22 protein-coding genes and 1 pseudogene are annotated in these 23,127 nt (G+C 74.4%); 9 read left to right on the top strand and 14 right to left on the bottom strand.

Annotated elements, in window-relative coordinates; all coding sequences use genetic code 11:
- The 3 genes from ACN27A_RS03560 to ACN27A_RS03550 form a co-directional block, all read right to left on the bottom strand.
- Complete coding sequence (locus ACN27A_RS03560; protein WP_421449767.1) at positions 1–846, bottom strand: SDR family NAD(P)-dependent oxidoreductase; 846 nt, start codon at positions 844–846, stop codon at positions 1–3.
- Positions 843–2,162, bottom strand: a complete 1,320-nt coding sequence (locus tag ACN27A_RS03555; RefSeq protein WP_421449766.1) for a flavin-containing monooxygenase — start codon at positions 2,160–2,162, stop codon at positions 843–845. Before ACN27A_RS03555 ends, ACN27A_RS03560 begins: the two co-directional genes overlap by 4 nt.
- A gap of 61 nt (positions 2,163–2,223) precedes the next feature.
- Positions 2,224–2,874 (bottom strand): TetR/AcrR family transcriptional regulator, encoded by a 651-nt coding sequence (locus ACN27A_RS03550; RefSeq protein ID WP_357580685.1) that lies wholly within the window; start codon positions 2,872–2,874, stop codon positions 2,224–2,226.
- Between the two features lie 70 nt (positions 2,875–2,944).
- On the opposite strand from ACN27A_RS03550, the gene ACN27A_RS03545 reads away from it, so the two are divergent.
- Both ACN27A_RS03545 and ACN27A_RS03540 read left to right on the top strand, forming a co-directional pair.
- On the top strand, positions 2,945–4,294 hold the full coding sequence (locus ACN27A_RS03545) for an MFS transporter (RefSeq protein ID WP_421449765.1): 1,350 nt from the start codon (positions 2,945–2,947) through the stop codon (positions 4,292–4,294).
- 79 nt (positions 4,295–4,373) lie between these two features.
- Entirely contained in the window at positions 4,374–5,498 is a 1,125-nt protein-coding gene (locus ACN27A_RS03540) for a hypothetical protein (protein ID WP_421449764.1), read from the top strand.
- 11 nt (positions 5,499–5,509) lie between these two features.
- Here the strand turns inward: ACN27A_RS03540 and ACN27A_RS03535 are convergent, their stop codons facing one another.
- Positions 5,510–6,499 carry a helix-turn-helix transcriptional regulator gene (locus ACN27A_RS03535; RefSeq protein WP_421449763.1) on the bottom strand — a complete coding sequence of 330 codons (990 nt, stop codon included), beginning with the start codon at positions 6,497–6,499 and terminating at the stop codon, positions 5,510–5,512.
- A 62-nt stretch (positions 6,500–6,561) separates the two neighbouring features.
- Between ACN27A_RS03535 and ACN27A_RS03530 the strand changes: the two genes are divergently transcribed.
- From ACN27A_RS03530 to ACN27A_RS03515, 4 genes are all read left to right on the top strand, one after another.
- A complete protein-coding gene (locus ACN27A_RS03530) occupies positions 6,562–7,176 on the top strand; it encodes a DinB family protein (protein ID WP_421449761.1) in 615 nt (204 codons plus the stop codon).
- Between the two features lie 78 nt (positions 7,177–7,254).
- Positions 7,255–8,346, top strand: coding sequence for a winged helix DNA-binding domain-containing protein (locus tag ACN27A_RS03525; protein ID WP_421449759.1), 1,092 nt, complete (start codon positions 7,255–7,257; stop codon positions 8,344–8,346).
- A 59-nt stretch (positions 8,347–8,405) separates the two neighbouring features.
- Positions 8,406–8,996, top strand: coding sequence for a pyridoxamine 5'-phosphate oxidase family protein (locus ACN27A_RS03520; RefSeq protein WP_421449757.1), 591 nt, complete (start codon positions 8,406–8,408; stop codon positions 8,994–8,996).
- A 224-nt stretch (positions 8,997–9,220) separates the two neighbouring features.
- Complete coding sequence (locus ACN27A_RS03515; RefSeq protein WP_007460094.1) at positions 9,221–9,562, top strand: RNA polymerase-binding protein RbpA; 342 nt, start codon at positions 9,221–9,223, stop codon at positions 9,560–9,562.
- Positions 9,563–9,625: 63 nt separating this feature from the next.
- Here ACN27A_RS03515 and ACN27A_RS03510 read toward each other — a convergent pair whose 3' ends face one another.
- From ACN27A_RS03510 to ACN27A_RS03470, 9 genes and pseudogenes are all read right to left on the bottom strand, one after another.
- The gene (locus ACN27A_RS03510) at positions 9,626–10,156 is read right to left on the bottom strand and encodes an FxsA family protein (protein ID WP_421449756.1); all 531 of its coding nucleotides are present in this window, start codon (positions 10,154–10,156) and stop codon (positions 9,626–9,628) included.
- An 85-nt stretch (positions 10,157–10,241) separates the two neighbouring features.
- Positions 10,242–11,048 carry a polyprenol monophosphomannose synthase gene (locus tag ACN27A_RS03505; protein WP_421449755.1) on the bottom strand — a complete coding sequence of 269 codons (807 nt, stop codon included), beginning with the start codon at positions 11,046–11,048 and terminating at the stop codon, positions 10,242–10,244.
- Positions 11,049–11,056: 8 nt separating this feature from the next.
- Positions 11,057–12,702 (bottom strand): annotated as a pseudogene (gene lnt / locus ACN27A_RS03500) (apolipoprotein N-acyltransferase); the annotation flags it as partial.
- A 491-nt stretch (positions 12,703–13,193) separates the two neighbouring features.
- Positions 13,194–14,531 (bottom strand): glutamate mutase L, encoded by a 1,338-nt coding sequence (locus ACN27A_RS03495; RefSeq protein ID WP_421449753.1) that lies wholly within the window; start codon positions 14,529–14,531, stop codon positions 13,194–13,196.
- On the bottom strand, positions 14,528–14,920 hold the full coding sequence (locus tag ACN27A_RS03490) for a hotdog domain-containing protein (RefSeq protein WP_421449752.1): 393 nt from the start codon (positions 14,918–14,920) through the stop codon (positions 14,528–14,530). The genes ACN27A_RS03495 and ACN27A_RS03490 overlap by 4 nt, the downstream gene beginning before the upstream one ends.
- Positions 14,917–15,693 carry an OAM dimerization domain-containing protein gene (locus tag ACN27A_RS03485; RefSeq protein WP_132237542.1) on the bottom strand — a complete coding sequence of 259 codons (777 nt, stop codon included), beginning with the start codon at positions 15,691–15,693 and terminating at the stop codon, positions 14,917–14,919. The genes ACN27A_RS03490 and ACN27A_RS03485 overlap by 4 nt, the downstream gene beginning before the upstream one ends.
- The gene (locus tag ACN27A_RS03480) at positions 15,690–17,273 is read right to left on the bottom strand and encodes a lysine 5,6-aminomutase subunit alpha (RefSeq protein ID WP_421449750.1); all 1,584 of its coding nucleotides are present in this window, start codon (positions 17,271–17,273) and stop codon (positions 15,690–15,692) included. Before ACN27A_RS03480 ends, ACN27A_RS03485 begins: the two co-directional genes overlap by 4 nt.
- 58 nt (positions 17,274–17,331) lie before the next feature.
- Positions 17,332–18,900 (bottom strand): amidohydrolase, encoded by a 1,569-nt coding sequence (locus ACN27A_RS03475; protein ID WP_421449748.1) that lies wholly within the window; start codon positions 18,898–18,900, stop codon positions 17,332–17,334.
- Positions 18,901–18,905: 5 nt separating this feature from the next.
- The gene (locus ACN27A_RS03470) at positions 18,906–19,955 is read right to left on the bottom strand and encodes a zinc-binding alcohol dehydrogenase (RefSeq protein ID WP_421458361.1); all 1,050 of its coding nucleotides are present in this window, start codon (positions 19,953–19,955) and stop codon (positions 18,906–18,908) included.
- A gap of 154 nt (positions 19,956–20,109) precedes the next feature.
- Here ACN27A_RS03470 and ACN27A_RS03465 point away from each other — a divergent pair, with 154 nt between their 5' ends.
- The 3 genes from ACN27A_RS03465 to ACN27A_RS03455 all read left to right on the top strand — a co-directional run bounded on the left by ACN27A_RS03465 (position 20,110) and on the right by ACN27A_RS03455 (position 22,749).
- Entirely contained in the window at positions 20,110–21,516 is a 1,407-nt protein-coding gene (locus ACN27A_RS03465; protein ID WP_421449747.1) for a KamA family radical SAM protein, read from the top strand.
- A gap of 202 nt (positions 21,517–21,718) precedes the next feature.
- Positions 21,719–22,048 (top strand): ArsR/SmtB family transcription factor, encoded by a 330-nt coding sequence (locus ACN27A_RS03460; protein ID WP_421449745.1) that lies wholly within the window; start codon positions 21,719–21,721, stop codon positions 22,046–22,048.
- Complete coding sequence (locus tag ACN27A_RS03455; protein WP_421449743.1) at positions 22,048–22,749, top strand: cation transporter; 702 nt, start codon at positions 22,048–22,050, stop codon at positions 22,747–22,749. The genes ACN27A_RS03460 and ACN27A_RS03455 overlap by 1 nt, the downstream gene beginning before the upstream one ends.
- A 68-nt stretch (positions 22,750–22,817) precedes the next feature.
- On the opposite strand, the gene ACN27A_RS03450 is transcribed toward ACN27A_RS03455, so the two are convergent.
- Positions 22,818–23,012, bottom strand: coding sequence for a CsbD family protein (locus ACN27A_RS03450; RefSeq protein WP_311412730.1), 195 nt, complete (start codon positions 23,010–23,012; stop codon positions 22,818–22,820).
- Between the last annotated feature and the right edge of the window lie 115 nt (positions 23,013–23,127).

The raw sequence follows: 23,127 nt of genomic DNA, 5'->3' as shown, positions 1-23,127 counted from the left end.
TCAGCCGGCGCGGTGCCGGCGCCGCATCCCGGCGGCCAGCGGCGCGGCGTCCAGGTCACCGGCGGCGAGCCGGCTGGCGACGGTACGGCGCACCAGCCGGTCGGCCAGCCTCGGCGCGTGCCGCGCGAGGGCCAGTTCGAGGCGCCCACGCCTGGTGGTGGCCACGTCCCGGGGCGCCCGCCGGGCGGTGGCGGCGTGCAGGATCGCCGCGACGACCCCCGCCACCGGTTCCGGGCGGGACACCCCGTTCAGGGACAGGCCGGCGTCGGCGGTGCTGTCGTGGATCGGCGAGGCGACCATGCTCGGGTAGACGACGCTCACCCCGACGTGGGTGCCCACCTCGTGGCGCAGCGCGTCGGCGTAGGCGACCAGCGCCCGCTTGCTGACCCCGTACGCGGCGGCCAGCGGCAGCGGCAGCAGGGCCATCCGGCTGGCGACGAAGACCACCCGCCCCCGGGCGGCCTCCAGGGCGGGCAGCGCGGCGGCGGTGGTGCGCCAGGCGGCGAGCAGGTTCACCTCCAGCTGCTGGCGCACCACCTCGTCGGGCGGCAGCTCGGCCGGGGCGGGTCCGCCGACGCCGGCGTTGTTGACCAGCAGGTCCAGCCCGCCGAGGCGGTCCACGGCGGCGGCGACGGTGGGCGCCACGGCGGCCGGGTCGGTCAGGTCGCAGCCGAGCACCGGCACCCCCTCGCCGTCGCCCGGGTCGCGGTCGACGGCGACGGTGCCCGGTTGCCGGTCGATGCCGACGACCCGTGCCCCGGCGGCGGTGAACGCGGCGCACAGGTGCCGGCCGAAGGTGCCGCTGGCCCCGGTGAGGAGCACCCGGCGACCCGCCAGCCCGCTCACGCCGCGGCTCCGCGGGCGCGGCGGGTGCCGGCGGCCAGTTCCCGGCCCAGCTCGGCCAGGTACGCGTCGAAGTCCACCCGCATGGCGGGCCGGCGCTGCCCCCACCGGGCGGTGGCGGCGCGCAGCTCGGCCCGGCAGGCGGCGCGCTGCCGGTGCGGCTCGGGCAGCGCGTAGCGGCCGGACAGCTGCGCCGCGACAAGCTTGGCCTGTGCCTCGACCAGCGGGAACGCCGCACCGGTGGACTGCATCAGCCCGACGAACGCCAACCCGGGCGCGTCGAGGTGGAAGACGTGCCGGTACAGCGGCAGGGTGTCCGCCCCGGCGCCGAGCAACGCCGGGTCGAGGAACGGGATCTCGACCCGGTAGCCGGTGCACCAGATCACCAGGTCGACCTCGTCGACGCGGCCGTCGGTGAAGGTGACCCGATCGCCGTCGAAGCCGGCGATGCCGGGGCGGGGCTCGATCTCGCCGTGGGTCAGCCGGGACAGCAGCCCGTCCGACAGCGTGGGGTGGTCCTGGAGGAAGCCGTGGGCGGGGGCGGGCAGGCCGTAGCGGGTGGGCGCGCCGACGGTGGCGGCGAGCAGCCGCTGGGTGATGCGCTGGCGCAGCCGCCACGGCAACCGCCGGGCGAGGGCGCCGTTGAGGGTGTCCGATGGGCGGCCGAGCAGGTGTTTCGGCACCACCCAGACGCCCCGGCGCAGCGACAGCAGGGTGCGCCGGGCCGCGTACGAGGCGTCCACGGCGATGTCCATGGCGGAGTTGCCGCCGCCGACGACCAGGACCCGCCGGCCGGCGAGTTGGTCGGGGCCCCGGTAGGCGTGGCTGTGCAGCTGCTCGGCGGTGCAGGTGCCCGGGTGGTCGGGGGCGGGCGGTTTCGGCACCCGGTTGTGGCCGTTGGCGACGACGACGGCGTCGACGGTGACCTCGACACCGCCGTCGGGTCCGTCGGCGTGCACCGCCCACCGGCCGTCGCCGCCGCGGGCGACCCGGTCGACGGTGTGCCGCAGCCGCACCGCGTCGTGCAGCCCGAACCGGTCGGCGTAGTCGGTGAGCCAGCCGGCGACCCGGGCGTGGTCGGGGTAGTCCGGCCAGTGCGCCGGCATCGGGTGGTCGGCGAACTCGGTGCGGGCCTTGCTGGTGTTCAGGTGCAGGGTCCGGTACGCGGGCGAGCCGGGCGCCCCGTACACCCAGAGGCCACCGACGCGGTCGGCCGCCTCGAAGCAGACGGCGGGCACGCCGACGTCGGCGAGCGCCTTGAGGGTGGCCAGTCCGGCCGCGCCCGCGCCGATGACCGCCACCCGGTGCTGTGCACCCATCGCCGGCTCCTCCCCATTAATCCAACGTGCGTTGGATAATGGCCCGGTACGGGCCGGCACGTCAAGGCGTGGCCGGCCCGTACAGGCCGTCGAGGAAGCGGTGCACGAACGCGCGGAACTCCCGCCGCTCGCGCGCCTGCGACCCCCCGCCGGCGGCCAGGGCCACCACGTGACCGTGCACCGCCCACACCAGGCTGCGTACCGTCACGTGCGGCGCCGGCTCGACCAGCGCCCCGGCCGCCGCGGCGGCGCTGAGCAGGTCGGCGACGAGCCGGTACAGCGGCGCTGCGTAGCGCTCGTCGAGTTCGGCGTGCCGCTGCGGCTCCAACCAGCGGCGCAGCCACAACGCGGTGGTCTCCGGCCGGTCCTCCAGGAAGTCCACGAACACGTCCACCAGGTCGTGCAGCGCCCGCCGGACCTCGCCCGGCCCGCTGTGCAGGGCCTGCCGGGCGCGCCCGGCCGCCGCTTCGAGGGCCTCCCGCTCGGCGGCGAAGACCCGCGCGAAGCAGGCGTCGTAGAGTTGCGCCTTCGTACCCGTGTGGTGCGAGACCGTGGCGACGTCGACGCCGGCGGCGGCCGCGACCTCCCGCAGCCCGACGGCGTCGAAGCCCCGCCGGGCGAACAGCGCGGTCGCGGCGGTGAGCACCACCTCCCGGGTCGGTCGGGTCTCCTCGCGGCGGGGCCGCCCGGGTCGACGGCGGGGCATGGTCATGGCCGCCATTCTGCCCCTACAATCCAGCATCCGTTGGATTGCGGGCGGCGTGCCCGCCGAGGAGGCCGCCATGACCGGGCTCGACCAGCAGCCGGCCGGTACGGACACCACCACCGCCCTTCCCCGCGGGCCGTTGCTCGGCTTCGCCGCCGGCTCCCTCGGCATGGGCGTCTGGGTGACGGTGCCCGGCCTGCTGCTGCTCTACTTCCTCACCGACGTGCTGGCCGTCGCCCCCTGGCTGGCCGGCCTGGCGCTGCTGCTGCCGAAGATCGCCGACGTGCTGCTGCACCCCTGGATCGGGCACCGCTGCGACGTCGAACAGGCCCGCCGGGGCGACCGGCGCCGGCTGCTGCTGCTCGGCTGCGCCCTGCCGCTGGCCTTCGCCACGCTGTTCGCCGTGCCCGGCGGGCTCACCGGCGCGCCGGCCGCCGCCTGGGTGGCGCTCGCCTTCGTCGCCGGCAACCTGCTCTTCGCCGCCTACCAGGTCCCCTACCTGGCCACCCCCGCCGACCTGCGGATCGGCTACCACGAGCGCACGCGGCTGATGGCCTTCCGGATGGTGGTGCTGACCCTCGGCATCCTCGTCTCCGGGCTGCTGGCACCCCTGCTGGCCGGCGGCGAGGACGCCACCCGCGCCGGCTACCAGCGGATGGGCGTGCTGCTGGCCGTCGGGATGCTGGCCGCCATGCTCGTCGGCGTGGCGGGCATCGCCCGGCTGCGCCGGGCCGCCGCCGCGACGCCCGCACCGCACGGCGGCGGCTGGCGGGCGCTGGTCGTGGCGCTGCGCGACCGGCAGTTCCGTTGGCTGGTCGCCGCGTACCTGGCCATGTCCACCACCACCCACCTGGTCCTGGCCGCGGTGCCCTACTACGCCGAGTACGAGCTGGGCCGCCCCGGGCTGACCACCGTGCTGGTGGCCGCGTTCGTCGCCCCGGCGCTGCTGGTCACCCCGGCGTGGCTGACGCTGGCGCGCCGGATCGGCAAGCAGCGGGCGCTGCTGGGCGCCCAGGGCGCCTTCGCGGCCGGCTCGCTGGTCCTCGCGGTCGGCCGTCCCGCGGGGTTGCCCGTGCTGGTGGCCGCCGTCGCGGTGCTCGGAGTCGCCTTCGCCGGCATGCAGTTGCTGCCGTTCTCGATGGTGCCCGACGTCATCCGCGCGGGCGGCGGGGCCGCCGGCACCTACACCGGGGTCTGGACGGCCACCGAGGCCACCGGGGCGGCGCTGGGCCCGTGGGCGTACTCGCTGTGCCTGGCCGCGGGCGGGTTCGTCGCCTCCACCGCCGGCGAGGGCGTCACGCAGCCCGACGGCGCGCTGACCGCGATCCGCTGGGGCTTCGGGCTGCTGCCCGCGGCGGCGATGCTCGTCGCGCTGCTGTTGCAACGGCGCTACACCCTGGACCGCACGGCCCGCACGGCCGGCTGAGCGGCCCGGTCCGGGCGCCGGGTCGCCGGCACCGGCACCGCTTCGGTGCCACCGGGCCCGGCAGTAGACTGCGCCCTCGATGGACGCCGAGCCCACCCCCGCCGAGACCCGCCCCTGCGCCCACTGCGGACGCCAGGTGCCGCAGCGCGTCGGCGCCGGCCGGCCGTTCCGCTACTGCCGCGACAACGACGGCGCCTGCCAGCGGGCCTCGCGCAACAGCCGGATGCGGCACCGCAACGCCCCCGGCCTGCCCGGTCAGGTGGCCCGCACCTGGGAGGCGGTCGACCGGCTGGAGCAGGTCGCGGAGACCCTCGCCGACGCCCTGCACGCCGAGCTGTCCCCGGTGGGGGTGGAACGCCAGCTCGCGCAGGCCCGCGCCGACGCGGCGACCCAGGTCGCGGCGGCCCAGACCGAACGCGACGAGGCCCGCCGCGACGCCGAGGACGCCGCCGCGGCGGCCGTCCGGGCTCGCGAGGAGGCCCGGTCCGCCGCCGCCGAACGCGACGCCGCCCACGACGAGGCCCGGCGCGCCGCCGAGCGGGCCACGGCCGCCGTCGAGCGCGCCGACCGGGCGGAGGCCGCCCGCGACGACGCCCGCCAGCAGGCCAGCGCCGCGGAGGCCCTGCGCACCCAGGCCGAACGCGACCGCGACACAGCCCGCCACGAGCTGCGTGCGCTACGCGTCGAGATCGACGCCGAACGCCGCCGCGGCACCGAACTCACCGGCGAACGCGACGCCGCCCGCGCCGACGCCGACCGGGCCACCCGCGCCGCCACCGAGGCCCTCGACCGCGCGCAGCGCCTGCACGCCGAGGCCGAGCAGGCCCGCGAGCACGCCGGGCAGGCCCGCGCCGAGGCCGACGCCGCCCGCACGGCCGCCGCCGAAGCCGACGCGGCCCGCCAACGCGCCGAAGCCGCGCACCGGGACGCCGAGACCGCCCGGCGGCGCGCCGAGGCCACCGCCGAGCAGGCCCGCACGGAACTGGCCGCGCTCACCGGCCGGCACGACACGCTGCGCGCCGACCTGGCCGCCGCGCGCGAGGCCGCGAGCGCCGCCGAGGGCCGTGCCGCCGAGTTGACCGTACGGCTGCGCGCCGCCGAGACCGACCGCGACGAGGCGCAGCGGCGGGCGGCCCAGCTCGCCGAGCAGGTCAGCCACCTCGCCGCCGCCCTGGCCCACCTGGGCCCCCGCGCGGCCGGCTGAGCTATCTCCGGTCACCCGTTTGCGGTGGCGGTGTAACGGCGGGCCAGCCGCGCGAAGGCGTCCCTGAGCTCGGCCGGGCCGACGACCTCGATGTCGACGTCGAAGCGGCCGATGGAGGCGGCCAGACCCACCCACGACCACGAGCCCAGGACGAGCCGGCAGCGGTGCGGGCCCAGTTCCTCGACGAGCGCGTCGTGCAGGTACCCGGACACCACGGCGGCCGGCAGGTCCAGGATCACCTCGCCGCGGCAGGGCCAGCCGCCGGTGCCCCCGGAGCCCTGGAACCGGCTGGTCACGAAGGCCGCCACGTCACCCCCGGGCAGCTCACGTGGGGTGAACCGGGGGCCGGTGGGGGTACGCGGGCTGATCCGGTCGGCGCGGAAGGTGCGCCAGTCACCGCGCTCGAGGTCCCACGCCACCAGGTACCAGCGTCCGCCCCACGTGACGAGGTGGTGCGGCTGCACCCGGCGCGGCGCGGGCGGTCCGCCGTCGCCGTCGGCCTCCGGCGGGGTCACGGGGGTGTAGTCGAAGCGCAGCACCTCGCGGGCGTGCACGGCGGCGCCGAGCGCCATGAGCACGCCGCTGTCGACCTGCCGGCCCGGCCGCGTCGGGGACCGCTCGACGGCGGTGACCTGGAGGATGTCGATGCGGTGGCGCAGCCGGGCGGGCATGACCTGCCGGACCGTGTGCAGGGCGCGCGCCGCGGCCTCCTCGATGCCGGCGCCGGCGGTGGTGGCGCTCTGCAACGCGATGGCCAGGGCCACGGCCTGCTCGTCGTCGAACAGCAGCGGCGGCAGCTGCGCACCGGCGGCGAGGCGGTAGCCACCGTCGGGTCCCTTGACGGCGGCGATGGGATAGCCGAGCTCGCGCAGCCGCTCGACGTCGCGCCGTACGGTGCGCGCGCTCACGTCCAGCCGCGCGGCCAGCAGCCCTCCCGGCCAGTCCCGGCGGGCCTGCAGCAGCGACAGCAACGCCAGCAGGCGCGCGGAAGTTTTCGGCATTCCCCCATGGTGCCCGCAGAAGCGGACACATCCTGTCCGCTTCGGCTGCGAACGTGGTCCACGTGCCCACCGACGACGACACGAAGGACCCGAACGCCGTGACCGACACCGCCACGCCCCCGACGACCCTCGACCCCGAGCGGGCCGACCTGCTCGCCGCGCTCTCGACCGCCCGATCGGCCCTGACCGGCACCGTCCGCGGCCTCACCGACGAGCAGCTCGCCCAGCGCCCGACGGCCAGCACGCTGTGCCTGGGCGGGCTGGTCAAGCACGTCGCGGCCATGGAGCGGTCGTGGCTGCGCTTCGTGGTCGAGGGCCCCTCGGCCATGTCCTTCGCCCTGCCCGAAGGGGTCACCTGGGCCGACATCACGGCCGGCACGGCCCGCGAGGTGCCGCAGTGGCTCGTCGCGCACGAGGCCGGCTTCCAGATGCTGCCCGGCGACACCCTGGCCGGGATCCTCGATGACTACGCGCAGGTCGCCGCCCGCACCGAGGAGACCGTCGCCGCCGTCGCCGACCTGTCGGCGACGCACCCGCTGCCGTCGGCGCCGTGGCACGAGGAGACGGGGGTGCAAAGCGTACGTGGGGTGCTGATGCACGTCATCGCCGAGACCGCCCAGCACGCCGGGCACGCCGACATCCTGCGCGAGAGCCTCGACGGGCAGCGGGCCACCTGAGCGCCCGGCGGGTCCCGGCCACCTGACCGGGACCCGCCCGCCCCGCACCCCGTCGATCCGCAGGGAAGGCGTGCACCGATGACCGTTCTCGACGCCCGGGCGCTCAACCGCGCCACGCTGGCCCGGCAGCTGCTGCTCGACCGCGCCGACGTGCCGGTCCTCGACGCCGTCGCGCACCTGTGCGGCCTGCAGGCGCAGGAACCACAGGAGCCGTTCGTCGGGCTCTGGTCCCGGGTGCGCGGGTTCGACCCGGCGGCGCTGTCGGACCTGCTGACCGGCCGGCGCGTGGTGCGGACGCACCTCATGCGCCGCACCGTGCACCTCGTCACCGCCGACGATGCGCTGGCGTGGCGGTCCCGCCACGACGGCATGCTGCGCCAGCGCGTACTCGGGGTCTACCGTCGCGAACTTGCCGGCGTGGACCTCGACGAGCTCGCCACGGCGGGCCGGGAGGTGCTGGCCGACGGCGAGCCCCGCTCGATGACCGGGCTCGCGCGCGAGCTGGCCGACCGGTGGCCGGCACCGGGACCGAGGGCGCTGGGCGAGATGCTGCTGGCCCTCGTCGCGGTGGTGCAGCTGCCGCCGCGCGGGCTGTGGCGCACGACGGCGGGCGTACGCAACGTGCCGCTCTGCGCCTGGCTGGGCCGCGAGATCGACCCGCCGGCCCCGCCGGGCGGCGACCCGGTCGGCGCGGCGCTCGTGCGGCGCTACCTGGCCGCCTTCGGTCCGGCCTCGACGGCCGACCTGCGCGCCTGGTCCGGCCTTGCCGGCCTGCCGGCGGCGGTGACCGCGATCCGCGACGAGCTGGTCGTCCTGCGCGACGAGCGCGGGCGGCGGCTGTGGGACCTGCCCGACGCGCCGCGCCCCGACGCCGACACGCCCGCGCCGGTGCGGTTCCTGCCGGCGTTCGACAACGCGCTGCTCGGCTACGACGACCGCAGCCGCATCGTCGACGACGCCCACCGTGGCCTGTCGGTCGCCGGCGAGCGCGTCGTCCTGGTCGACGGCCGGGTCGCCGCCACCTGGGGCCTCGCGGCCGGCACCGTGACCGTCGCCCCGCTGCGCCACCTCTCCCGGGCCGAACGCGCCGCCGTGACCGAGGAGGGCGCGGCGGTGGCGTCGTTGCTCTGCGACAGCGACCGCGTACACGTCGCCGCGGACGCGCCCTGATCACCCGCGAGCCGGCCCCGGGGCAGCGCGGCGGCCCGCCGCCGGGCCATGATGCCGGGGTGGGAAAGACATACGAGCGCATCGAGGGCCGGCTGCGCAGCTTCATCGAGGACCAGCCGCTGTTTTTCACCGCCACGGCGCCGCTGTCGGGCGACGGCACCATCAACCTGTCCCCGAAGGGGCTGCGCGGCTCGTGGGCGGTCGTCGACGCGCACACCGTGGCCTACCTGGACTTCGCCGGCAGCAACGCCGAGACGATCGCGCACCTGCGGGAGAACGGGCGGATCACGCTCATGTGGTGCGCGTTCGACGGGCCGCCGAACATCGTGCGGGTGCACGGGCGCGGCGAGCCGGTGTTTCGCGACGACCCCCGCTGGGCGGAGCTGACGGGCCACTTCCCGGACATCGACACCAGCGCGCACGGCCTGCGGGCGATCATCGTCGTGCGCGCCGACCTGATCCGCGACACCTGCGGCTACGCGGTGCCGTTCATGTCCTACGACGCCGACCGCGACCTGCACGCCCGGCGCTTCGCCCGGGAGGACGACGCGTCGTTGAGCGACTACTTCGCCGGCAAGGACCACGTGGCCCGCAGCATCGACGGGCTGCCGGGCCTGCCGCTGCCGCTGCCACCGACCCCGGCGACCTGAGCCGGCCGGCGCGTCACCGGCCGTCGCGACCTGCGCGGCTTCGGGGCGGCTACCATCACCGGTGGCACAGCGGAAACCCGACCCGGCCCGGGGCGACCCCGCCGGGCGGCTGGCGTGGCCGGCTACCCTTGTGCAGGCTCGCCCGGCGTCCGGGCGGGAATGGCCCGGCGGGAACGGACCGTTACACCGAGAAGACCAGCACCACGAACGAGGGGAAGTCGATCATGGGCGAGCGTATGCTGCGTGGCAGCCGTCTGGGCGCGGTCAGCTACGAATCCGACCGCAACACGGAGCTCGCGCCGCGTCAGACCCGCGAGTACCTGTGCGCCAAGGGCCACCAGTTCGAGGTTCCGTTCGCCGTCGACGCCGAGGTCCCCACGACCTGGGAATGCAAGTTCGACGGCAGCGTGGCCCGGCTGGTCGACGGCAACGAGCCGGAGCAGAAGAAGGCCAAGCCGCCGCGCACCCACTGGGACATGCTGCTGGAGCGGCGTTCCATCGCCGAGCTGGAGGACATCCTCGCCGAGCGGCTGCAGGAGGTCCGCACCCGCCGCGGCCGCGCCTGAACCGCACCGTCGACGACACGGCGCCCCGGGAGCATCCGCTCCCGGGGCGCCGTCGTGTCCGCGTCAGCTCCGGCCGGGCTCGACGATCTCTCCCTCGATGGCGCGGCCCCCGTCGACGACGGTGGGCTCGGCAACCGGCTGCTGCTGCGGATGCGGCTGCTGCGGCGCGCCCCGGCGCACCCGCACCCGGCGCGGCCCGAACAGGTCACCGGCGACCATCGACGACACCCGCCGCTCCGCGGCCCGCTGCACCCCGTTGCGGGCCAGCCGACGCACCGGCGGCACCAGCAACGACACCCCCACCAGGCCACTGAGCAGGCCCGGCATCGCCAGCAGCAACGCCCCGAGCAGCCCCACGAGACCATCGGTCACCTGCCGGCCCGGCGGCTGACCGGCCTGGGCGGAGGCCTTGAAGCCACGCCAGGCGCGCATCCCCTCCCGACGCAGCAGCACCAGCCCCAGCAGCGACACCGCGAACACCACCAGCAGCGCCGAGCCGAACCCGATCGCCCGCCCCACCACGACGAACACCACCAGCTCCAGCAGCGTCGCCACCAACAGGGCCAACGGCACAAACCTCAGTCCTCGGCGCATCTCACCCCATTCGCCATCAGCGGCGCCTACGGCGGGGTCACCCCGCGCGGGCGCCGGCGCCCCATCCAGCATGACACGCCGCCGCTCAGGGCCACCGCACCTGACCGGTGGGGGTGCCGTGCAGGCCCCGCCGCACCGCCTGCCGCCGGTCCTGCACCCCCCACGTCGTGATCCGCCACAACGCCTCCGCCACGATCAACGGGCTCATCTTGCTGCTGCCGCGCTCCCGCTCGGCGAACGTGATCGGCACCTCCACGATGCGCGCCCCGCAGCGGTGCGCCAGCCGGGACAACTCCACCTGGAACGAGTACCCCTGCGAACACACCGACGCCAGGTCGAACTCGTCCAGGGCCGCCAGCCGGTACACCCGGTAGCCGCCGGTGGCGTCGGACAGCGGCATGCCCAGCACCAGCCGCGCGTACAGGTTGCCGCAGCGCGACAACAGCAGCCGCCGCAGCGGCCAGTTCACCACCCGCGCCCCGGCGGTCCACCGGGAACCGATCACCACGTCGGCGTCGCGGGCGGCGGACAACAACGCGGGCAAATCCTCCGGGGCGTGCGAGCCGTCGGCGTCCATCTCCACCACCGCGTCGAAGCCACGCTCGCGGGCCCACGCGAACCCCGCCAGGTACGCCGCACCGAGGCCCTGCTTGCCCTCGCGGTGCAGCACGTGCACCCGGCGGTCGGCGCCGGCCAGGGCGTCGGCGAGCGCACCGGTGCCGTCGGGACTGTCGTCGTCGGCGACCAGGATGTCCACCGTCGGCGCGGCGCGCCGCACCCGCGCCACGATCCCCGCCACGTTGTCGGCCTCGTTGTAGGTCGGGATCACCACGAGCACCCGACCCACCCCCGGATGGCCGGTCTCGGCCCGGGTGCCGGTCGTCTCGCCCACCGTCGCTCCCCCTTCGCCGGCGTACCGGCTGGTGTCACCCGACGCGCGGCCGGCGGCGCAGCACGCCCGCGCCCACCAGGGCCGCCACGGCCAGGGTGGCCAACGCCACCTCCGGCCACAACCCGACCCGGGTGGCCAGGGTGCGCCCGTCGTCCAGCCGCAGCTGCTGCACCACGACCGCTCGGGTGTTGAACCCGGTGGCGTCGCTTACCCGCCCGTCCGGGGCAACGAACCCGGACACCCCGACCGTGGAGGCCATCAACGCCGGCCGGCCGTGCTCGACCGCCCGCAGCCGCACCATCGCCAACTGCTGGCGCGCCTCGGCCACGTCGAACGTGGCGTTGTTGGTCTGCACCACCAGCAGCTGCGCCCCGCCGACGACGGTGTCACGCACCACCTCGTCGTAGGCGACCTCGAAGCAGATCACGTCGCCGAGCACCGCCGCCCCGGTCCGCAGCACCCCCGGCTCGCTGCCCGCCACGAAGTCGGCGCGGACCCGGTCGACCTGCTTGCTGACCATCCGCGCGAGATCACGCATCGGCACGTACTCGGCGAACGGCACCGGGTGCCGCTTCGTGTACAGCTGCTCCAGGTCCGGGCCGCTGCCAGGCCGCCACAGGATCCCCGCGTTGCGCACCTGCCCCTCCCCGGGGCCGCGCAGCACCGCACCGACCAGGATCGGGGCCCCGACCGCGTCGGCGGCCTGCGAGATGCGCGCCCCGGCGTCGGTGTCACGCAGCGGGTCGATGTCGCTGGAGTTCTCCGGCCACACCACCAGGTCGGGGCGGGGCCGCACGCCCGCGGACACCTGCCCGGCCAGCTCGATCGTGGCGTCGACGTGGTTGTTCAGCACCGCCTGCCGCTGGGCGTTGAAGTCCAGCCCGAGCCGCGGCACGTTGCCCTGCACGATCGCCACCGTGACCGCGGCACCGCCCCCCGCACCCGACACCGGCACCAGCAGCCCCACCACGGGCACCGCGACCGACGCGGCCGCCAACCCGGCCACCGGCACCCACCAGCGCCGCCGCCCGCCCCACGGCCGCCACAGCGCCGCGACCAGCAGCCCGCCCGTCAGCGCCACCGCGAACGTCACCAGCGGCGCGCCACCCCACGCGGCCAGCCGCAGCAGCGGCGAGCCGTCCTGGCTGAACGCCAGGCGCCCCCACGGGAACCCACCGAACGGGGTGCGGTCGCGCAGCGCCTCCTGCCCCACCCACAACACGCCGGTCACCAACGGCCAACTCCACCGCACCCGCTCGACCAGCGGCGACACGTACGCGCCCGCCGCGCCCAGTAGCGCCAGGTAGCCGGCCTGCAACAACGACAGCAACACCCACGGCAGGTAGCCGGTGTGCAGGTTCGTCCAGCTCAGCAGCGGCGCGAACAACGCCACGCCGGTCAGGAAACCCAGCCCGGCGCCGGCGCGTACCCGACGCCCGTGCGTCGCCGCGGCCAGCAACGCCACCCCCAGCGGCGCGAGCGGCCACAGCCCGTACGGCGGGAACGCCGCCAGCAACGCCAACCCGGCGACCACCGCCATCGGCACGGCCACCCGCAGCGGCAGCGCACGCCGCGCCACCCCGGGCGTCCCCGCCCCCACGGCGCCCGGCTGGCTGCTGTCCCCGGCCGGCGCCGGCACGTTGCCCACGATCACGGGCCGAAGGCTACCCGGCCACGGGTTCCCGCCCCGCCCGGCGCCGCACCCGACGCCCCCTCACGGCGCGTACGGGCGATTCCTCCCCCACCGGGGGCCGCAGACACAAATCGGGGCGCGGCATAAGCCGCGCCCCGATGCTCCCAGGCCCTTCCCGGCCGGTGGGGCGAGAATGAGCTGCGCCGACCTTCGGACCGACCCGACGCGGACTGGCTGCCCCCGCCTGGCCGTTGTCTACTGGCCGTGCACCTCACCCTGCCCGTACACCGGTAACCGCGGCCGGTTCGCGCCGCCCCGCCGACCCCCGCCCGCTGGACCTGGCCGCCGCGACGCACTGCTCACATGTCGCTCGGCCAGCGGACGAAGGGACGAAGCGAACAACAGCCGCTTCCCGTAGTAGGACTCAAAGACGGTACGGCGTGGACCCCCGCCGCTGTCAACCCACCCGGGCCTGTCGTGTGATGCACCACGGCGTGTCGCGTCGGCGAGTCTCAATCCGTCGCGAGGTGCCGGCGCAGCAACGCCCCCGCCGCCGCCGGATGCTCGGCGGCCAGCAACCCACCAGCGGCCAGCACGTAGTCGACGTCGACGACCGGCCGCGCCGCACGCGGCAACGGCCACCCACCGGCGTGGTCGGCCAGCACCGCACCCAACACACCCGCCGCATCCGCCGGCGCGGCATGCCGCAGCACCCCACCGGAGCCCACCAGCAGCCGCACGTCACGCAGGTCCCGCCCGGCCCGCTCACCCGTGGCCGCCCCCCGGGCGTGCCGACGCAACGCCACCGTCGCCGCCAGGGCCGCGATCCGGGCGTCCACCGCACGCTCCGCGTCCCCCACCGGCAAAAACCCCGGATCACCCGCGCGCACCACCGCCCCCGCCGCCAGGTCCTCGCCCTGCGCGTCGGTCAGCAACCGCTCCTCGACGGCGGCCCGCACCACCCCCGGCGCGCTCCACCGCATGCCCAGGTCCCCCTCGACGGTACGGGCCCGCCACAGCGACCCCGCCACCTCCCGCCCCGGCCCGGTGGCCCGCTCGTCCGGCGTGAGCACCGAATACACGTCCGTGGTGGCGCCACCCACGTCCACCACCACCAGATCACCACCCAGGGTGTCGGCCAGCACCTCCACGCCCGTCAACACCGCGTCGGGGGTGGCCGCCCGCACCAGCCGCGCGAACCGCGACCCCCGCGACAGCCGCTTGCCCCCGATCACGTGCCGCAGGAACACCTCCCGGATCGCCGCGCGCGCCGACGCCGGCGCCAGCACCCCGATGCGCGGCAGCACGTTGTCGGCCACCGTCACCGGTACCCCCGCCGACGCCAGCACGGCGTGCAGGTCGTCGCGGACATCGACGTTGCCGGCCAACACCACCGGCACCCGCCAACGGGCCCTCGCCAACCGCGTCGCGTTGTGCGTCAACGTCTCGGCGTCACCACCGTCGGTGCCACCCACCAGCAGCACCACGTCCGGGCGGGCCGCCCGCAACCCCGCCAGGTCCGCCGCACCGAGCCGACCCGCCGCCACGTGCACCACGTTCGCGCCCGCCGACAGACCCACCCGCCGGCCCGCCTGCGCGGTCACCAGCCGCTCGTAGCCGACGACCGCCAACCGCAACCCGCCCCCGGCCGACGAACACACGTACCACGGCGCCTGACCCGCCGCCAGGCCGGCGGTGGCCGCCGCCACCGCCGCGTCCAGGCCGTGCAGCACGTCCGTGCCCACCGTCGTCGGCGCCGACGCCCCCGCCACCAACGCGCCCGCGTCGAGGTCCACCACCGCCACCTTCGTGTACGTGGACCCGACGTCGGCGCAGACCGCGTACCTCACGCCACCGGCGGCACGACCACCGTGCCGGTCGCGGTGACCGCCACGATCGGCTCGTCGAGCACCTCCGCCGCCGACTCACCCCGATCCGGACGCCCCCGGCACACCACCCGCGCCTCGAAGTCGATGGTGCGGCTACGCCTACCCACCCGGGTCACCGTCGCCGTCACCTCCAACACGTCACCCGCCCGCATCGCCGCCCGGAACTGCACGTCCGAGTACGACGCGAACAGCCCCTCGTCACCGTCGGTGCGGATACACACCTCCGTGGCCACGTCCCCGAACAACCCCAGCGCGTACGCCCCGTCGACCAGGTTGCCGGCGTAGTGGGCGTGCGAATACGGCACGTACCGCCGATGCACGACCGTCAGACCCACCCGGGAATCACTCATGCCTTCGCCTTCTTCTCCGTCACCAACGCATGCACCAGGAAACTCGCCACCTCACCCGGGGTCGTCCCCCGACCGAAGATCCGGTCCACGCCCAACTCGCCGGCCATCGACTCGTCGAAACGCGGCCCACCCACGATCAGCAACGGCCGACGCCCCGCCGGCATCGCCTCCCGGAACGCCGCCGACATCTCCCGCGTGTTGTGCAGATGCGCGTCGCGCTGCGTCACCACCTGCGACACCAGCACCGCATCCGCGCGCTCCACCCGCGCCGCCTCCACCAACTCCGGCACACTCACCTGCGCACCCAGGTTCGTGACCTTCAACTCCCGGTAGTACTCCAGGCCCTTCTCCCCCGCAATGCCCTTGACGTTGAGGATCGCGTCGATGCCGACCGTGTGCGCGTCCGTGCCGATGCACGCCCCCACCACCGACAACTTGCGCCGCAACCGCCGCTTCACCACCGCGTTGACCTCCTTGGCGCTCAGCAGCGGGAAGTCACGCTCCACCACCTGCACCGCCGACAGGTCCACCAGATGGTTCACCCGCCCGTACACCACGAAGAACGTGAACCCGTCACTCATCGGCTTGGCGTGCACCAGCATCGCCGGGTCGATACCCATCTTGTTCGCCAACTGCACCGCCGCACCCTCGGCCCGCTTGTCGTGCGGCACCGGCAACGTGAACGACACCTGCACCATGCCGTCGCCCGTGGTGTCCCCGTACGGCCGGACGATCTTCTTCCCGGCGTCCCCGCCGGCCTCGACGGCGCTCACGCCCGTGCCACCTCTCCACCCGCCACCGGCGCCTCCAGGATCTCCGTCGCCGGATTGAAGTAGCCGGCCTCGTGCGCGGCCACCCCCGCCAGCCCCTTGCCCCGGTCCGCCGGCCGCTTCATGATCCCGAACGTGCCCTCGGCGATCGCCGTCAACAGCGACTGCCCACCGATGCGCTCCAGCAGGTCGACCGCCTCACCCAGCACCCGGTTCGCCCGCTGCTGGATGAACCCGCCCGACGCCGGCACGAAGTCCTCGTGCAACCCACCGGCCGCACCCAGCACGTACCGCACGTTCTGCAGGGCGATGTCCCGGTCCGACAACCACGGCGTCACCACCGCCTCGGTCATCATCCCCACCAGCAGGATCCCCTGACCGGTCATCGTGCCCACCAGGTTGAAGAACCCGTCCAGCAGATTGCCCCGGAACACGTCACCCGTCATGTGCTTCGTCGGCGGCATCCACTTCAACGGCGCGTCCGGGAACAACTCCCGCGCCAGCAACGCGTGCGCCAACTCCAGCCGCAACGACTCCGGCACATCCGGGTTGATCTCGAACGCGTGCCCCAGGCCCAACTGCCAGTCCGCCAACCCCGCCTCGTGCGCGAAGAACTCGTTGAGCAGCTGCGACACCGTCACCGTGTGCGCCTCGTCCACCGCGTCCGCAGTGGTCAGGTAGTTGTCCTCACCGGTGTTGATGATGATCCCCGCCCGCGCGTGCACCTGCCGCGAGAACCGCTGGTCCACGAACGTACGGATCGGATTGATGTCGCGGAACAGGATCCCGTACATCGAATCGTTCAACATCATGTCCAGCCGCTCCAGGCCCGCGAGCGTCGCCATCTCCGGCATGCACAGACCCGACGCGTAGTTCGTCAACCGCACGTAGCGGCCCAACTCCCTCGACGACTCATCCAACGCCGCCCGCATCAACCGGAAGTTCTCCTGCGTCGCGTACGTGCCCGCGAAACCCTCCCGCGTCGCCCCCTCCGGCACGTAGTCCAGCAACGACTGCCCCGTCGACCGGATCACCGCGATCACGTCCGCACCCGCCCGCGCCGCCGCCTGCGCCTGCGGAATGTCCTCGTAGATGTCGCCCGTCGCCACGATCAGATAGATCCACGGCCGCTGCGCCGGATCCCCGAACCGCTTCACCAGCCGGTCACGCTCCGCGCGCCGCCGGTCGATCGACCGGATCCCCGCACCCACCGCCCGCCGCGCCGCCTTCCGCGCCGCCGTGGCCGCCTTCCCCGTCGGCACCTCGAACCGCACCGACCCCGCCGCCGCCTTCTGCGCCAGCAACGTCACGTCACCGAACTGCTCCCGGGCGAGCGCGTCGAACACCGGCAACGCCACCCCGTGCCCCAACCCCACGTCCGCGACCACCGCGTCCACGAGCCGGTTCACCCACGGAATACCGTCCGGATCCGCGCCGACCACCCCGGCCAGCCGCAACACCGCACGCTCCACCGACACCGTCGTGTGGCTACGCGCCAGATCCACCACCGGCTGCCCCGCACGACGCGCCAACTCCCGCGCCCGCGCCACCAGCCGCGGATCAAGGTCAAGCTTGCCCGTCACACCGTCACCCGACCCTGCCCCGCGACGGCGCCGCACGCCGTACCGATGGTTCCCACGCTCACGAAGACCCTTCCTCGTAGATCACGTCACCGCGCAACACCGTGCGCCGACACACCGGCAGCGGCGTCGGGTCCTGCGGACCACGCGCCTCCGGGTCCCCGGCCAACAACACCGGCAACCCCCGGTCCACCCCCGCCGGCGTCGACCACACCGCGAACGTCGCCGGCGCCCCCAACGCCAGCACACCCTCGTTGTCCAGCCGCACCGCACGCCACCCGCCCCGGGTGTGCGCCGCGAACGCCGACCGCACACTCATCCGCTGCGTCGGACTGTGGTGCCACACCGCCGCCCGCACCGAACCCCACGGATCCAGCGGCGTCACCGGCGAATCCGACCCGAACGCCAACGCCACCCCGACACCGTGCATCGCACCCATCGGATTCGACTCCAACGACCGCTCCAGGCCCAGCCGCGACTCGTACATCCGACCCGCGCCACCCCACAACCGGTCGAACGCAGGCTGCATGCTCGCCACGATCCCGTACTCCACGAACCCAGCGATCAACCGCTTGTTCATGATCTCCGCGTGCTCGATGCGGTGCCGACCCGCCCGCACCCGGTCCGTGCCCAACTTCTCCGCCGCCCCCGCGAAACCCTCCAGCACCGTCGAGATCGCCGCGTCACCGATCGCGTGGAACCCACCCTGCACACCGTGCGCCGCACAGTCCAACAGATGCTCACGCACCTGCTCCGCACTCAGGTAACCGTGCCCGCAACCCCCCTCACCATCCAGGTAGTCACGCGACACGTGCGCCGTACGCGACCCCAACGCCCCGTCAGCGAACAGATCACCCCCCGCCCCCACCGCACCCAACTCCCGGGCCCGCGCCGCCCCCATCAGCTCACCCCAGTACCCGTACACCTCCGCCACACCGTCACCCGACAACGCCAACAGACCCGTGAAGTCCTCCTCGTCGGAGATCTCCGGGCCACCGCACTCGTGCACCGCCGCGATACCCAGCGACGCCGCGTGCGCCAACGCCGCCCGCTGCGCCGCCACCCGCTGCGCCCGCGTCACCGACGCGAACGCCGCCGCCCGCACCACGTGGTGCGCATCCCGCCGCAACCACCCCGACGCGTCGTACCCCGCCGCCGACACCACCTGCGGACACGCCGCCAGCAACGCCGCCGACACCAACGCCGAATGGATCGACGCCTGCGACAGATAGACCCGCCGACCCCCGGCCGCCCGGTCCACCATCGCCGCGTCCGGCAACCGCGGCACCGGCCAACCCGACTCGTCCCAGCCGTGCCCCAGCACCACCGCGTCCGACGGCAACCCCGCCGCGAACCCCGCCACCGCGTCCAGCAACTCCGCCGCCGAACGCACCCCCGACAGATCCAGCCCCGACAACGCCAACCCCGTGTCCGTGGCGTGCACGTGCGCATCCACGAACGCCGGCGTCACCAACGCCCCGTCCAGATCCACCACCCGCTCGGCGACCGGCGCGTCCGCGTCCACCCCCAACCAGGAGATCCGGCCATCGCTGACCAGCAGAGCCGTCGCGCTCGGATCGGCCGGGCAGTGCAGCGTCCCGCCGCGGTACAGAGTCGAGGGGTTCGTCATGACCATCAGTCTGCCGCCAGACGCGCCTCGAACAACGCCCGCACCCCCGACTCCGAACGCAACAGACCCAACGCGAACTCCGCGTGCCCCGGCACGTACCCGTTCCCGACCAGCATCGTCACGTCCGCCGCCAGGCCCTCCGCCCCCAACGCCGCCGCCGCGAAACTCGTCGCCATCGAGAAGAACACCACCGTGCCGCCATCCTCCGTCGCCAGCACCGCACCGTGCTCACACCCCGGCACGTCCACGCAGACCACCGTCACGTCCGCCGGCGCCCCCAACGCCGTCGTCACCGCCGACGACAACCCCACCGGATCCCGCGCGTCGGCCAACGCCACCACGTCCGCCAGACCCACCGCCGCCAGCGCGTCACGCTCCGCCACGACCGGCACCACCCCGACCGTACGAGCGGCACCCGCCCGCCGCGCCGCGGCCAGGGACAGCGACCCGCTCTTGCCCGCGCCACCGATCACCGCCACCCGCACCGGCGTCGGATCCTCCGCCCGCTCCCGCTCCGCCACGTACCGCGACACCACCCGCGCCGTCAGCGCCGGCGCCCCGCACACGTCCAGCACCGCCAGGGACAGCTGCGGATCGAGATCCGCCGGCAGCACCGCCGCGATCGACCGGGCGAACAGGATCGCGTACCCGTCGCACGGCACCTGCTCGCTGCGCCCGTCCCAGCGGGCCAGCCCGTCGAGGATCGTCAGCGGCGTCAGCGTCAGCGACACCAGGGTCGCCACCCGCTGCCCCGCCCGCAGCCCCAGCGGGGACCGCCGCCCCGCCTCCTCCACGGTGCCGATCAGCATCCCGCCCGAGCCCGTCACCGGGTTCTGCATCTTGCCGCGCGTCGACACGATCTCAAGCACCTCGGCGCGGACCGCGTCGCCGTCCCCGCCGTGCTTCTCCCACAGCTGCCGGAAGCTCGCCGCGTCCAGGTTCAACCGATCCACCCGGATCCGCACCTCGTTCGGCGCGATCTGCGGACTCGCGTCCAGCCGCCACGCGGCCTGCGGCAGCACCCCCGCCGGTTCGACAACGCGGTGCAGACCCACCGGTGACGTCACGCCGACCTCCCCTGTCACGCCGCTCGAAGCCCCGACCAGGGCTCGCGTAGCGGGAAAACTTACGGCAGACTAATTTCTTCACCGAATATTTTCCAGTAGCCTTCGGGGTCGCTGATCAACCGCACCACATCGAGGAGGGGCCGTGACCCAGACCCAACCGGTAGAGACCCCGCCCGCGCCCCGCCCCGCGCCGGTCGCCGTCCCCGCCGCCGGACAGCCCTACGAATACCGCCGCGCGCCCCTCGTCGAACCCGACTGGACCCGCTTCCCCGGCTGGCGCCACGTCACCCGCGACCAGTGGGAGAACGCCCAGTGGCAGCGCGTCAACTGCGTCAAGAACGTCAAGCAGCTGCGCACCGTCCTCGGCGACACCGTCGACGAGACCTTCTACGCCGACCTCGAGGCCGACCAGAAGGCCCTGGCCACCATGTCCATGCTGGTGCCGCCGCAGATGGTCAACACCATGGTCCCGTTCGCGCCGATGACCACCGAGGCGTTCCTCGCCGACCCGATCCGGCGCTACATGATCCCGGTCGCCTCCGACCGGCGCACCGACTGGCCCTCCCACCCGTACGCCAGCCGCGACTCCCTGCACGAACACGACATGTGGGTCGCCGAGGGCCTCACCCACCGCTACCCCACCAAGGTCCTCGCCGAGCTGCTCTCCACCTGCCCCCAGTACTGCGGGCACTGCACCCGCATGGACCTCGTCGGCAACTCCACCCCCGCCGTCGACAAACTCAAGCTCACCCTCAAGCCCGTCGACCGCTACGACGCCCACATCGGCTACCTCAAGGCCCACCCAGGCGTCCGTGACGTCGTCGTCTCCGGCGGCGACGTGGCCAACGTCCCGTGGAAGAACCTCGAGTCCTACCTGATGCGGCTGCTGGAGATCGAGACGATCCGCGACATCCGGCTCGCCACCAAGGCCCTCATGGGCCTGCCCCAGCACTGGCTCCAGCCCGACGTCGTCGAGGGCCTCGAACGGGTCGCCCGCACCGCCGCCCGCCGCGGCGTCAACCTCGCCATCCACACCCACGTCAACCACGCCCAGTCGCTCACCCCGCTGGTCGCCAGGGCCGCCCAGACCGCCCTCGACGTCGGCGTACGCGACGTCCGCAACCAGGGCGTGCTCATGCGCGGTGTCAACGCCACCGCCCCCGACCTGCTCGACCTCTGCTTCGCCCTCCAGGGCGAGGCGGGCATCCTGCCGTACTACTTCTACATGTGCGACATGATCCCCAACGCCGAGCACTGGCGGGTCCCGGTCTGGCACGCCCAGCAGCTCCAGCACGACATCATGGGCTACCTGCCCGGCTACGCCACCCCGCGCATCGTCTGCGACGTCCCCTTCGTCGGCAAGCGCTGGGTGCACATGCTCACCGAGTACGACCGCGACCGCGGCATCTCGTACTGGACGAAGAACTACCGCACCTCGATCGAGTCCGCCGACGCCGAGGCGCTCAACAAGCGCCACGCCTACTACGACCCGATCGACACCCTGCCCGAGACCGGGCAGCAGTGGTGGGCCGAGCACCGCAACGACTGACCAGCCGCGACACCGCGTCACCCCCGGAAGCCGACCACCGGCCCCGGGGGTGACGCATCTTCAGCCACGACGGCGCCGCCGCTTCTTGGTCGAGCGACCGCGGGGGTACGGCGCACGCTTCACCCTCGACAGGAACGCCATGCGGTGCGGGTGAGGCTCACCCCACCCTGCTCAGTACATCGCTGAATGTACTATCCCTGGTGTGGAGACGTTGACGCACGGACAGGTGCTGGCCCGCTTCGGTCATGCCCTGTCCGACCCGACACGGGCACGGCTGCTGCTGGCGCTGCGCGACGGGCCGGGATACCCGGCGGAACTGGCCGAACTACTGGGCACGACCCGGCAGAACCTGTCGAACCACCTGTCGTGTCTGCGCGGCTGCGGCCTGGTGGTCGCCGTGCCCCAGGGCCGCCGCACCCGGTACGAACTGGCCGACGCCCGGCTGGCGCACGCCCTCGCAGACCTGCTCGGCCTCGTACTGATGGTAGACCCCGCCGCGTGTCCGGACTCCGGCGAAAAGGGCTGCTGCTGATGGCCCTCCCCCTCATCGACCTGACACCGGCGGGCCCGTCGCCGGCGCGCCGCGCGGTGCTCGCCCGCCGCGTGCGGCTGCTGGTCGCCGCGACGATCACCTACAACGTCGTCGAGGCGGTCGTCGCGATCACCGCCGGCACGATCGCGTCGTCGACCGCCCTGCTCGGCTTCGGCCTGGACTCCGTGATCGAGGTCTCGTCGGCAGCGGCGGTGGCGTGGCAGTTCGCCGGCCGCGATCCGCAAGCCCGGGAGAAGGCGGCGCTGCGGGTCATCGCGGTCTCCTTCTTCGCTCTCGCCGCCTACGTGACGGTGGAGTCGGTACGGGCCCTGCTCGGCGGCGCCGACGCCGAGCACTCCAGCATCGGACTGGTGCTGGCGGCACTGTCGTTGGCGATCATGCCGGGCCTGTCGTACGCGCAGCGCCGCGCCGGCCGGGAACTCGGTTCGCGGTCGGCGGTCGCGGACTCCAAACAGACCCTGCTGTGCACCTACCTGTCCGCCGTCCTCCTCGTGGGCCTGGGTCTGAACAGCCTGTTCGGCTGGTCCTGGGCCGACCCGGTCGCCGCGCTGGTCATCGCCGTGGTGGCGGCCAAGGAAGGTCGCGAAGCGTGGCGCGGTGACGCCTGCTGCACACCCGGGCTCCCCCCGGCCGGGCCGGCGACAGGCAGCACGGACGGCTGCTGCGCCGAGGAGCGGTAAGCCCTCCGGCCGAGCGGGGCAGCCGGCGGCCCCCGGCCGTTGCGCCGGGGACCGCCGCCGCACTCGGGTCACCTGGTGAAGGCGTCCTTCACGTCCCGGCCGGCGTCCGTGAGGTGCTCGCCGGCCTGTCGGGCACGCGCGTCGCTCTGCTGCGTGGCCCCCTCGCCGCGCATCCGCTCGTTGTGCGTGGCGCCGCCGAGTCGCTTCCTGGCCGCACCCGCCACCTGCTGGACCTTGTTCTTCGCCTTGCCGGTGAAGCCCATGTCGCCTCCTCCGCACAGGCCGGGCCTCCCCCGGCCCTCGTCCGCCGGGTGCCCTCATGGCGCCGCGGGAAACCCGGCCACGCCATCGTGGCGGGTGCCACACCCGCTAGGGCAT

The sequence above is a fragment of the Micromonospora sp. WMMD737 genome, assembly GCF_049179055.1.
GTDB classification, from domain to species: Bacteria; Actinomycetota; Actinomycetes; order Mycobacteriales; family Micromonosporaceae; genus Micromonospora; species Micromonospora reichwaldensis.
Note: the sequence above shows the minus strand (reverse complement) of the source record. Positions and strands in the feature narration are given on the sequence as shown.